The organism is Streptomyces sp. NPDC050806 (genome assembly GCF_055586425.1).
In genome coordinates this window covers 24,278-35,832 of sequence record NZ_JBVJIF010000017.1, presented here as the reverse complement: position 1 = coordinate 35,832, position 11,555 = coordinate 24,278, and the positions used below count along the sequence as shown (strand labels likewise).

Genomic DNA, 11,555 nt, shown 5'->3' with positions numbered 1-11,555 from the left:
GTGACGACCGCGGTGGCTTCCGCCGGGACGACCGCAACGACCGTGGCGGCTTCCGTCGTGACGACCGTGGTGGCCGTTCCTTCGACCGGAACGACCGCAACGACCGGAACGACCGTGGTGACCGGGGCGGCGACCGAGGTGGCTTCAACCGCGACCGTCGTGACGACCGCGGTGGCCGCTCCTTCGAGCGCCGGGACCACCGTGGCGGCGACCGCCCGTTCAACCGCGACCGCCGGGACGACCGCTTCGGCCGCGACCGCGACGACCGTCGTCCGCACAACCGCCGGGACGACCACCGCAGCGGCAACGCCGGCGGCCGGTCCTTCGACCGCCGTGCGGACAAGCCGCGCTGGAAGCGCAACGGCTGACCGGACGCGGCGCACAGCGCTGAGCCTTCCGCCCGCGACTGAGCCGGCGGAGCCGCGCTGAGCAGCCCGTACGCGATCGCCGTAACGGTGGGCCCGTCCTCCCCGGGACGGGCCCACCGGCACGTTCACACCGCCCGCAGCAGGCCCGCATCGGGCCACTTCGACCCCGCCGAGCCCTAATGCCTTCCAGGTGTGGGACGAGCGCGGGCTATGCTGCTCGGTGCGGGCCATTAGCTCAATTGGCAGAGCAGTGGACTTTTAATCCATTGGTTCAGGGTTCGAGCCCCTGATGGCCCACCGTCCGGCGCCCTTCGTGGGGCGCCGATCCGCGCCCCACGCCCCGGCCGGGCTCCCCGGTCGGGGCGCTTCTGTTGGTCGGGACCCTTCCGTTGCCGGGGCCGCGGCGGCGGCCGTGTCACCTGTCGGTTCACCTGCGGGTTCACCTGTCGGTCGGCGTTTGGCAGGGCCGGTCCCCGGTTGCGATCATGGTCCGGCGAACGACCATGCGAACGACCATGCCGTCGGGCTGCCGGCGACACCGGCGGCTCCCCGGTGTCGGGATGCGGAGAGTGCACGGATGACGGGGCGGGAGCCGCGGCCGCGGAACAGTCGGAGCGAGCCGGGCACGACAGGGGCGCGGTCGGTATGAGGATCGAGCTGAAGCCCGATCAGATCCCGCAGTTCACCGGCGACCTGGTGCAGCTGGACAAGGACCACGCGGCGCTGAAGTCGGACGCCGGGCACCTCCGCGGCACCGGGTCGGACGTGCACTCCCACTTCCAGGGCCTGTCGGCGTACTACAAGGCGCCGGAGGCAGAGCAGCTGTTCGCCACCACCAAGCCGGTCAAGGACCGCGCGGACGCCTTCGCCGGTGACCTGGAGACGGTCGCCTCGGCGCTCTCCTCGTACGCCGACGAGATCCGCCCGCTGGTACCGAAGCTGGCCGGGCTGAAGTCCGAGGCGCAGAAGTTCATCCGGGACCACAAGGACGACGAGGACGGCGACTACGACGGGGACCTGATCGCCGAGCACAACCGGATCCTCGACGACATCACCGCCACCGTCGCCGCGTTCTGGGCCGCGGAGCGTACCTGCCACAACAAGATCACCGCGTTGTGGGGCGGCACCCAGATGGTGGCCGGGGACGGCTCCGGCAAGGAGAACCAGTACGGCTTCGCCGCCGACGACATGAAGAAGTCGAAGGAACTCCCCTGGGGCGAGCCGGTGGAGGAGAAGCACCACTGGTGGGAGATCGGGTACTGGCTGAAGTCCTTCTTCTGGGACGGCCTGATCGTCGACGGGATCTGGGGCACGATCAAGGGCCTGGGCACGCTGCTCGGCTTCAACGGCTGGGAGGCGGCGGGGCGGGCCTGGAAGGGCCTGGGGCAGCTGATCACCGGCCTGGCGATCAGCGTCGTGCCCGGCGTGAACGTGGCCTTCTGGTCGATGCCGGACGACCAGCTGCCGTCCTGGTTCCGGGACTCGCGTACGGCGATGAAGGAGACCGGCAAGGCGCTGGTGGCCTGGGACCAGTGGGGCGAGAACCCCGGCCGGGCGGCCGGTGCGGTCACCTTCAACGTCCTCACCACGGTCTTCACCGGCGGCGCCGGCGCCGCGGCGGCCGGAGTGGGCAGGGCCGGAGCCGTGGCGAAGGTCCTCTCGGCGGCGGGCAGGGCCGGCCGGCTCATCGACCCCATGACCTACGTGGGCAAGGCGGTCGGGGCCGGCCTGTCCCGGATCGGCGACGCCGTCCGGGGCCTGCGCGGCATCGGCAGGGTCGAGGTACCGGAGCCGGCGACGGACGCGGCGCGGCTCCCGGAGGACGCCACCCGGCTGCCCACCGCCCCGGGTGAGCCCGTCCGGTACTTCGACGGCAACGGCCGTCTGCTGGACGCGCACGGCAACGTCGTCGACAGCGCCGGCCACGCGCCCAGGGAGGGCGTACCGGACGTCCGCCCGGCCACGACGGCGACGGCGGACGCCCCGGGGGCCACGGTCCACGCCCAGGAGCCGGCCCTGGTCGGCGCGGGCGCCCGCGGGGGCGCTGCGGCACCCGGCCATGTGGGCGGTGGGGCACCCGGCCCCGGCCACGCGGGCGATGGCGTACCCGGCCGTGCCGGTGGCGGTGCCCCGGCGCCGGCCGACGGCCTCGTCGGCGACGCCACACGGCAGGGAGGCTCCCTCCCGGGCCGGCCCGGCCCGCACGAGGGCGGAGCGCCTCCGCACGGGGGCGACGTACCTGCACACGGGGGCGACCCGCTTCCCCATGGGGGCGAGGGGGCACCGCCGCACGAGGGCGGCGCGGGCTCGCCGCACGGGAGCGATGCGGGCTCGCCGCACAGGGGCGACGCGCCTGGCCATGGGAGCGACGGGGTGCCGCCGCACGAGGGTGACGCGCCTGGCCATGGGGGCGAGGGGGCACCGCCGCACGAGAGTGACGTGGCTCCGCACGATCGTGGCGCCGAGCCGCACGGGAACGACGCGCCCGGACACGAAGGCGACGGGGCTCCGGACGCCGGCGACGGCGCGCCCGGGGCGGAGGGCGGCACGCCTCCGGGGGAGGTACCGCCCAAGCAGCCCGGGGGCGACGAGCCGGAGGTGATCCGGCAGGACGACGACTTCGGGGCCACGCACAACACGTTCGGCCTGCGGAAGTCCCGGTTCGATCCGGACGTCGGCATCGTCCCGGCCAAGCCCGACGGCACCATCACGCCCCTGGAACACGTACTGGGCGGCGCGAACAAGGACGCCAAGGAGGCGAGCCAGTTCACGTCGTTCGCGCCGAAGGACGGCACCGGCAAGGTGTACGGCGCCCAGGAAGTCAGCATCGACTACCGGCGTCTTCAGCAGGACATCGACGCGGGCCGGGTGCCGGGCGTGGAGATCTGGCGCCCCGAGCGGATCCAGCGGGACATCTCCGGGGAGATCAACAAGGTCGCCGGCAAGGAGATCGACGTCCCCACGACGCTGAAGCCGTCCGACACCGACGCGGTGACGCAGTTCGTGAAGGAGCAGGGCCTCAGCAAGAGCAAGGCCAGCAAGGTGCAGCGGCGGGTGATGGCCCTGCTCAACACGCGCCGTGATGGAGAATGGCTGATCAGCGGAATCGTGCCCAAGGAGTACGTCAAGGGGCCCTACCCCACGGCGCGGGCGTGACCACGACTCGGGCATGACCACGACGCGGGCGTGAGGCGACGTCCGCCACGCGCACGTCCGCAGCATCCGAGAGCAGTACGGGAGCAGAGCACCGAATGGCCGAGAGCACGCGTTCCGGGGAGCCCGACGAGAAGATCGTGCGGCTCCTCTTCACCGACTTCGACGGGGACCGCGCCGACCCGGACGACGTCATCAGCGACGGACTGGACGGCGGCTACGCGGACCGTACCGAGGCCCTGGCCGCGATCCTGCGGGACCCGGACGAGGGGCCGTACGAGCGCTTCCTCGCCTGCCTCGCGCTGACCAGGTGGGGCGACGCTCTCGGCTACGCGGCCGTCGCCGAGGCCGCGTCGGACCCGGAGGCGGTGGACTGGCGCGGCGCGTCGTACGACCGGCTGCACACCCAGGACGACACCTTCGCGCTGCTGGCCGAGGCGGTGGGGGACAGCGCCGACATGGTCGAGGAGCGTGCCACGCCGGAGGCGCGCGTGCGGGCCGCGCGGGCGCTGCTGGCCATCGCCGACCGCGTCCAGTTCGACCGGCGCATCAGTGCCCTGCTCCGCAGGGACCTGCTGTCCGCGTGCCTGCCCGCGCTGCGGGACGCGGTGGACCGCGGTGTTCGGCGGCTCGCGGAGCACGAGCGGCTCGGCTTCGATCTCGGCGTGCAGCTGGCGCTGATGATCGTCGCGGCCCGTGCCGCCGACCCCGGCTGGGCCGCTGCCGCCGCCGGGCGCCTCGCCCTGGCCGAACCGGGCGAGCGCGCGCTGCGGGAGCTGCGGGAACTCCAGGAGCCCGGGGGCGCGTGAGAGGTGCGCACGGCGCGCGTTCGCGCTGTGCGCACCGATCGGCCGTGCGTCTTTGCCCCACCGGGAACACCCGTGCTCTCCCCGGGAGTTGAAGGAGTGTCCGGTGAGGCTCTTGCCGCTTCCAGGGGGAGTGCATGACGCACGTACGGCTGACACTGCACGGAACAGAGAGCACCCAGGAATTCCGTTCGCTCCACCGGTGGCTGCGGGACGGCGGGCCGGAGTTGCGGGCCGCCGGCGTCACCGTGCGGGACGTGGGCGAGGACCCGGCGCCGGGGGAGATGGGCGGCGCCTTCGAGGTCGTGCAGCTGCTGGTCGAGCACGGCGCCGGCTGGGGCAGCCTCGCGCTGGCGGTCGCGGCCTGGTGGGAGGCGCACCGCCCGCGCTCCTCGGTCACCTTCGAGCGGGACGGCATCAAGGTCACGCTCACGGGTGCCGAGCTGCGGGACGAGGAGACCGTACGGCGGGCGCTGGCCCGGCTGGGGCGGGAGGACGCGGCATGACCGCGCCGGTCTCGGGGGAGCCGGAGGCGTCGGGGGCCGGGCAGCAGCCGGCTCCGGCCGCGCCGGCGGCGGGCCGGCCGCTGGACCCCGCGAAGTCCGCCTGCGTGCTCATCGGCGTCGGGTCGTACGAGCACCTGGAGGACCTTCCGGCCGTCCGCCACAACCTCATCAAGCTGCGCGAGCTGCTCACCGACCCGGACGTGTGGGGCGTGCCGCACAAGCGGGTGCACGTCGTGTCCAATCCCGATTCGCAGGGCCGGATGACGGACCCGATCGTCCGGGCGGTCGACGAGGCCACCGACACCCTGCTCGTGTACTACGCGGGCCACGGCCTGCTCGACGCCCGCGACAACGACCTGTACCTGGCGACCCCCGCCTCCCGGCGCGGCCGCCGCGAGACCGCCCTGGGGTACCGCGTGCTGCGCGACCTCATGGAGGACGCCAAGGGCTCGGTGCGCCGCCGGATCGTGGTGCTGGACTGCTGTTACAGCGGCCGCGCGGCGAACGGCGTGATGGCCGCCGACGGCACCACGGTCCCCGGCGAGGACCTGGTCGCCATCGAGGGCTCGTACGTCCTCACCTCGACCACGGAGAACCTCAAGGCGGAGGCGAAGGGCGACGCCGCGTACACCGCGTTCACCGGTGAACTGATCCGTCTCCTGGAGCGCGGCGACCCGGCCCGCGCCGGTGAGCCGCACCTGACCCTCAACCAGATCCACGGCACCCTCCGGCAGACCCTCGCGGCCAAGCGCCTGCCCCGCCCGCAGCGGCTGGACAACGGCGGCGTGGGCGACCTGCCCTTCGTACGGAACAGACAGCCGGCCGACCCGGTCGGGGCGGCCGCCCCGGCCCGCCGCGGTCCCGGCCCGCTCGTCCTCGGTGCCGCCGGGCTCGCCCTGCTCCTCGTCGGGGCGGCGGCCGGGACGGCCGGGACGCTGCGGTGGGGCTCGGAGCGGCGGCCCGCCACCGATGCCGCCCCGCCGATCCCGGGAAGCTGCGGCAAGGACGGCCGGGCCACCCTGCTGGACGTCTCCGACCGCCTCAGTGAGCAGCCGCACAACGAGTACCTGGGCGACGAGGTGGCCGGCCTGTCGGCGCTGGCGCTGACCGGCGGCGCACAAGGCGACGGGAAGGGCGCCGAGGGGAAGGGCGGGGGCGGTGTCTCCGGGGCGGCGGGCCCGCAGGCTCTCGCGCTGCGGGACGGGGAGCCCGCCCAGGTCTTCAGCATCGCGCTCGGCAGCCCCGAGAAGCTGCGCCCCGAGGTCACCGGAGTGCAGGGTCTCTACCGGTCGGACCGTTCGAAATTCCCGGAGTTCGACGGCGAGGGGCTGGTGGTCGAGAAGGGTGGCGGGACGGTACTTGCCAGCTCCGAGCTGGGCCCCGCGATCCGCCGTTTCAGCCTCGCCGACGGCAAGCAGAAGGGCCCGGACCTCCCGGTGCCCGATGCCTTCAAGCCCCCGCCGAAGGGCGCCGCCGACAACACCCGCAGCCTGGAGTCGCTCGCGGTCACCCCGGACGGCAAGCACCTCTTCGCGGGCATGGAGGGCCCGCTGCTGGGCGACGACGACGTGCACGGCCGCCACCAGATCCGCATCGAGCGCTACAAGGGCGCCGCGGGCAAGGCGTACACCCCCGAGAGCCAGTACGCGTACCAGACCGAGGAGGGGCTCTTCCTGTCCGAGCTGGTCGCCGTGGACGAGACGCATCTGCTCGCCCTGGAGCGCGGCTACATCAGCGGCCTCGGCAACGGCATACGCGTCTACGAGGTCGACCTCACCACGGCCGACGACGTCACCGGCCACACCTCCGTCACCAAGCACGACAACGACCTCATCGCGCCCAAGCAACTGCTCTTCGACCTCTCCCGCTGCCCGTGGGGCGGCATCAGCACCGAGGAGCCGCAGCCCAACCCGGTCCTGCAGAACGTCGAGGGAATGGCGCTGGGCCCCGCGCTGTCCGGGCGTTACGCGGGCCACCGGGTGCTGTACATGGTCGCGGACGACAACGCCCGCACCGCCCAGGCGACCCGGCTGTACTCCGTCGCGGTACGGCTCAGAAGCTGACGGGCCGTACTGGCCGGCGGCGCCCCGGCCGACTCCGAGGGGTCGCCCGTCCGGCCCCCGCCGGGTCGCCGTACCGTTCCAGGGCGGTCACCCTGGGACGGCGGTGGTGACGGGAGCGCGAAGAGGCACACGGGAAGCGGCGCGGGAAAGAGGCCGGTGCGGATGGGGCAAGGCGGAACGGGCATGCCGGGAGAGCGGGAGCGGCAGGCCCGTCGGGACGGGCTGCCGAGGTTCGGCCGCCGGCTGGTGTGCTGGCTGCCCGCCATCTTCCTGATCGGCGGCCTGGCCTTCGACCTGCTGACGCCGACCCGGTACACCGCCGCGCCCTTCTTCTCGGCGGCTCCCCTGGTGGCGGCGCCGCTGTACTCCCTGCGGCACACCGCGCTCACCGCCGCGCTCGCCGTCCTGGCGGAGATCGGCGTGGTCGCCTTCCACGGCCGGATGGGTGGCTACGAGTCGTACACCGAGGCGGTGACCGTCCTGGTCGTGGCCGTCCTCGCGCTCGGCATCAACCGCGTCGTACGGATCAGCGACGCCCGGCTGGCCTCCGTGCGGGACGTGGCGGAGGCGGCCCAGCGCGCCGTGCTGCCGCTGCCGCCGGACCGCATCAGCGGGCTCGACGTGGCGGCGCGCTACGAAGCGGCGCAGGCGGATGCCCGCATCGGAGGCGACCTGTACGCCGTGCAGGACACCCCGCACGGCGTACGGCTGATCGTCGGCGACGTACGGGGCAAGGGGCTGGAGGCCGTGGAGGCCGCCGTGATCGTCATCGGGGCCTTCCGGGAGGCCGCGGAGCAGGAGGCCACGCTGGAGGCGGTGGCCGGGCGGCTGGAGCGGGCGCTGCAGCGCGAGGGCAGCAGGCGTGAGGGGCTGGACCAGTTCGAGGGGTTCACCACGGCCGTCCTCGCCGAGGTCCCGTCCGAGGAGCGCGGGGTGCTGCGGGTGCTGAACCGCGGCCACCCGGCGCCCCTGCTGCTGTGCGCGGACGGCACGCTGAGCGAGCTGGCGCCGCGGACCGCGGCGCTGCCCCTCGGGCTGAGCGAGGTGGCGGGCTGGCCGGACCGCGCGGACGAGTCCCGGTTCCCGCCCGGCGCGATGTTCCTGCTGTTCACCGACGGGGTGACCGAGGCGCGGGACTCCAGGGGCGTGTTCTACGAACCGGCCGTCCGGCTCTCCGGCCGGGTGTTCCCCGGCCCCGACGCGCTGCTGGACGCCCTCGTGGACGACGTGGCACGGCACACGGGGGGCGAGACCGAGGACGACATGGCCCTGCTGGCGCTCCGTCGACCGGAGGGGTGAGTCTCGGAGTCTCCGTGGGCCGGGGGGAGCCCTCGGAGCTTCCGCAGACCGGCGGGGGGAGTCTTGGCCGTGGGCCGGCTACATCGGCTCCGGCTCCGGCTCCGCGAGCCACTGCACGCTCCGCCCGTGCTGCTCCGTGAGCGCGACGGGCCGGCCGTCGACGGCGAGCGTGAGGAGGCGCGCGTCGGCGGGGCGCGGGCCGGGCAGCCACGGCAGCACGCTGTGGCGCTCCTGGGAGACCCAGTGGCCCGGCCGGTCCACGAGCAGCGACCGTACGACCCGGACGAACTCCTCGCGGCGCTCCAGGGGCAGGTGGGTCAGTGCCGCCGTGTGGAAGACGACCAGCGTCGCCTCGGGCGGCGCCTGCGCGGCCAGCGCGGGCAGCTCGTGCAGGAGGTCGCCGCGTACGAGGGGCACCGGCGGCGCGTTCCGTACCGCCTCGACGGCGGCGAGCTGCCGGCCGGCCCGGTCCGCGACGGACACACCACCGTTCCCCGTACGACGACCGTTGCCCGTACGACCACCGTTCCCCGTACCGCCGCCGTACCCCGTATCACCGCTGTTCCCTGTGCCGCCGCCGTTCCCAGTACCACCGGGCCGGGCGCCCCCCGTGCCCGTACCGGCACTCGTTCCGAGGGCCGTGTCGTCCCGCGGGCCCGGCCAGGCCAGGGCACGGAGCCAGCGGATGTCGTCCGGGTCGGACAGGTCGAGCGGGTCGAGGCCGAGGCCGGCCCGCCAGACGACCCGCGGCGGCGCGGCCGGTACCGGCGTGCCCGGGGACGTGCGGCAGGGAAGGACCACCGGGCTGCCCGGGTCCCCGAACTCCGGCCCGCCGTCGTACCGGTAGCGGTACCGGTCCGGATGCAGGCACAGCCCGGCCGCCGCGCCGACCTCCAGGAGCGCGAGCGGCTGGGGGAGACGGGCGAGGACGGGCAGCAGCGTGGCGCAGCGCGCGGGCTCGTCGGTCCGGGCGAGCCGCTGCCTCATGACGTCGCGTACGTCGTCCCAGTGCCGGATCGTCCACTCGCGCCAGCTCCGGTACGCGAAGACGCCGCGCGGGCCCTGCTCGGCGTGCGGGCCGTCGAGGTAACGGACGGCGGCGAGCAGGAGGTTGGGCTGCTGCTGGTTGCCGTGCGGCAGCGAGACGGCCAGGAAGTCGCAGAAGTCCGGGTCCTGGCTGATGCGGGCGGTCAACTCCTCGTGGGCGTCGGACTCGCCCCGCGCCTGCTGCCACGCGAAGTCCGCGTACCGATCAGCCACTGCCTGCGCGCTGTTGACGACCATGATCAGACGCTACTGCTCTCACTTTCCGTAGCCGAGGCGCACCCCTCCGCATAACAAGTGACAAACGATCAGTCCGGTTGGGGTTTCCGATCCACGGCCAACTCGCCCCAATTTAGCCGTGGCTGCGTGTATAAGTCCTGGTCAGCGGTCGTACGGATTCCGGGGAACGCTTGGAATCCAGCCGTCGCGTCCATTACTGTCCGATAACGGAGCGCGGTCGTTACAGCCGTCGCAAGAGACGGCAACGCGCGCCGACGCCGAATCCCAACAGCGCACTTCATTACCGCACCACCCGCCAAGGGAACCGGGGAACCACCACCTTGGGGTGAATCGGGCGACTCCCCCGGAGCCGCCCGTAGGAGACCTTCCTGCTCCGAACCCGTCAGCTAACCCGGTAGGCGAGAAGGAAGGAAAGGAGTGCGCCCCCGTGGCGTCCAACAAGCCTGCCCCCGAACCGTCCCGCCGGACCGCGTACGAGCCGTTCGCGACGCACGAGGGCGCGGTGCACGACCCGCACGCGTACCAGGATTCTTCGTCTCCGCACCCGTACTCGCACCCGTATCCGGGTGGCCACGAGGCCCCCGGGGCCCACACGGAACCGGCGTTCGCCGACACCGCGGCCTTCCCCGCGGTCTCCGACACGGCCACCTTCCCCGCTGTGACCGCTACCGGTCCTGTGACCGCTACAGGCCCGATGGCCGGTACGGGCCCGATGACCGGTACGGGTGCCGTGGCCTTCGGCGGTGCCGTGGCCTTCGGCGCGCGCGGCGGCGCCCACGATGGCGTGCCGTACGGCGCAGGCGCAGGTGACGGCGTGCACGACGGCGCGTGGGAGGAATGGAACCCCACGGAGGAGTCCGTACGCCCCGTACGCGGCCGGCACCGTGTGGCCAAGCAGCGCGGCGGCGGCCTCGCCCGCAGCAGCACGGTACTGGGCGTCGGCGTCATGGCGGCGGTCGGCGCGGGCGGCATCGCCACCGCGCAGGGCAAGCCGCAGGTCTCCATATCCATGCCCGACCTGGGCGGCATGGCCGAGCGCGTGTCCGAGAAGCTGGGCTCGCACGACTCCGCCGACACGGCGAACGCACAGGGCGGCCCGTTCACGCAGGCGGCCGGCGCCGCCGGGGGCGAGCACTCCCAGGGCGGCGACGCCCTCCGCGCCCGCATCATGGAACAGGCCGAGCAGGCACAGAACTCCGCCGACCAGGAGGCCCGCGAGGCCGCCGAGAAGGCCGCCGTCGAGCAGGCCGAGGCGGAGGCCGCCGAGCGCCGGCAGCAGGCCGAGGCCGCGAAGAAGAAGGCCGAAGCGGCAGCCAAGGCCAAGGCCGAGGAGGCGGAGCGCAAGAAGGCCGAAGCGGCCCGCGCCGCCAAGCTCGCCGAGCTGGCGAAGAGCTACACCCTCCCGGTCTCCTCGTTCACCATCACCGCCACCTTCGGGCAGGGCGGCGACCGCTGGGCCGCCGACCACACCGGCCTCGACTTCGCCGCGCCGACCGGCACCCCGGCCAAGGCGGTGCACGGCGGCACGATCACGCAGGCCGGCTGGGCGGGTTCGTACGGCTACCGCATCGTCGTCACGCTCGACGACGGCACCGAGCTCTGGTACTGCCACCTCTCCTCGATGGTGAAGACCTCCGGCAAGGTGAACTCCGGCGACGTCATCGGCCGGGTCGGCGCCACGGGCAACGTCACGGGCCCGCACCTCCACCTGGAGGTCCGGCCGGGTGCCGACTCCCCGATCGACCCGCTGCCGTGGCTCCGCGACCACGGCCTGAAGCTCTGACCCGGTCCGACCCGGCCTGACCTGGTCTGATCCGACAGTCGACGGCCGACGGCCGACGGCCGACGGCCGACGGCTAACGGTCGACGGTCAACGGTCGACGGCCCCGAAAACGGCCCATTCTTCGCCCGGCGGGCTTCCGTTCGCCCGTTCCGGGCACTTGTCCGCCGTCGCCGCCGCCTCGTGCGCCCCGCCCCGCAGGGCGCACACAGCAGGAGGGGAGAGGCGGTGGCCGACGGCCGGGTCTCCGCGTGCCCACGGACCGTCCCGGCCCTCCGTACGCGGACCCGCACTCT

The 11,555-nt window shown here is 73.7% G+C and carries 7 protein-coding genes, 1 tRNA gene, 1 pseudogene and 1 riboswitch; of the genes and pseudogenes, 8 read left to right on the top strand and 1 reads right to left on the bottom strand.

Features of this window, described 5'->3' with window-relative positions:
- The 7 genes and pseudogenes from ACZ6WH_RS37420 to ACZ6WH_RS37390 form a co-directional block, all read left to right on the top strand.
- Positions 1-368: pseudogene (locus ACZ6WH_RS37420) on the top strand (DEAD/DEAH box helicase); the annotation flags it as partial.
- Positions 369-592: 224 nt separating this feature from the next.
- A tRNA-Lys gene (locus ACZ6WH_RS37415) sits at positions 593-665 on the top strand.
- A 348-nt stretch (positions 666-1,013) separates the two neighbouring features.
- On the top strand, positions 1,014-3,524 hold the full coding sequence (locus tag ACZ6WH_RS37410) for an ADP-ribosyltransferase (RefSeq protein ID WP_469734431.1): 2,511 nt from the start codon (positions 1,014-1,016) through the stop codon (positions 3,522-3,524).
- 95 nt (positions 3,525-3,619) lie between these two features.
- On the top strand, positions 3,620-4,330 hold the full coding sequence (locus ACZ6WH_RS37405) for a hypothetical protein (protein ID WP_469734429.1): 711 nt from the start codon (positions 3,620-3,622) through the stop codon (positions 4,328-4,330).
- Positions 4,331-4,464: 134 nt separating this feature from the next.
- Complete coding sequence (locus ACZ6WH_RS37400; RefSeq protein WP_469734427.1) at positions 4,465-4,833, top strand: effector-associated constant component EACC1; 369 nt, start codon at positions 4,465-4,467, stop codon at positions 4,831-4,833.
- A complete protein-coding gene (locus ACZ6WH_RS37395) occupies positions 4,830-6,896 on the top strand; it encodes a caspase, EACC1-associated type (RefSeq protein WP_469734425.1) in 2,067 nt (688 codons plus the stop codon). Before ACZ6WH_RS37400 ends, ACZ6WH_RS37395 begins: the two co-directional genes overlap by 4 nt.
- 183 nt (positions 6,897-7,079) lie before the next feature.
- The gene (locus tag ACZ6WH_RS37390; RefSeq protein WP_469734423.1) at positions 7,080-8,195 is read left to right on the top strand and encodes a PP2C family protein-serine/threonine phosphatase; all 1,116 of its coding nucleotides are present in this window, start codon (positions 7,080-7,082) and stop codon (positions 8,193-8,195) included.
- A gap of 78 nt (positions 8,196-8,273) precedes the next feature.
- Here the strand turns inward: ACZ6WH_RS37390 and ACZ6WH_RS37385 are convergent, their stop codons facing one another.
- Entirely contained in the window at positions 8,274-9,479 is a 1,206-nt protein-coding gene (locus tag ACZ6WH_RS37385; protein ID WP_469734421.1) for a DUF2332 family protein, read from the bottom strand.
- Positions 9,480-9,753: 274 nt separating this feature from the next.
- A riboswitch (cyclic di-AMP (ydaO/yuaA leader) is annotated at positions 9,754-9,895 on the top strand.
- Positions 9,896-10,173: 278 nt separating this feature from the next.
- Between ACZ6WH_RS37385 and ACZ6WH_RS37380 the strand changes: the two genes are divergently transcribed.
- Positions 10,174-11,262, top strand: coding sequence for a M23 family metallopeptidase (locus tag ACZ6WH_RS37380; RefSeq protein ID WP_469734470.1), 1,089 nt, complete (start codon positions 10,174-10,176; stop codon positions 11,260-11,262).
- Positions 11,263-11,555: the final 293 nt, after the last annotated feature.

What these genes read in the sequence shown, in the direction of transcription:
- ACZ6WH_RS37410 (WP_469734431.1), top strand. Translation starts at nt 1,014, where the DNA reads ATGAGGATCGAGCTGAAGCCCGATCAGATCCCGCAGTTCACCGGCGAC.
- ACZ6WH_RS37405 (WP_469734429.1), top strand. Translation starts at nt 3,620, where the DNA reads ATGGCCGAGAGCACGCGTTCCGGGGAGCCCGACGAGAAGATCGTGCGG.
- ACZ6WH_RS37400 (WP_469734427.1), top strand. Translation starts at nt 4,465, where the DNA reads ATGACGCACGTACGGCTGACACTGCACGGAACAGAGAGCACCCAGGAA.
- ACZ6WH_RS37395 (WP_469734425.1), top strand. Translation starts at nt 4,830, where the DNA reads ATGACCGCGCCGGTCTCGGGGGAGCCGGAGGCGTCGGGGGCCGGGCAG.
- ACZ6WH_RS37390 (WP_469734423.1), top strand. Translation starts at nt 7,080, where the DNA reads ATGCCGGGAGAGCGGGAGCGGCAGGCCCGTCGGGACGGGCTGCCGAGG.
- ACZ6WH_RS37385 (WP_469734421.1), bottom strand. Translation starts at nt 9,479, where the DNA reads ATGGTCGTCAACAGCGCGCAGGCAGTGGCTGATCGGTACGCGGACTTC.
- ACZ6WH_RS37380 (WP_469734470.1), top strand. Translation starts at nt 10,174, where the DNA reads ATGGCCGGTACGGGCCCGATGACCGGTACGGGTGCCGTGGCCTTCGGC.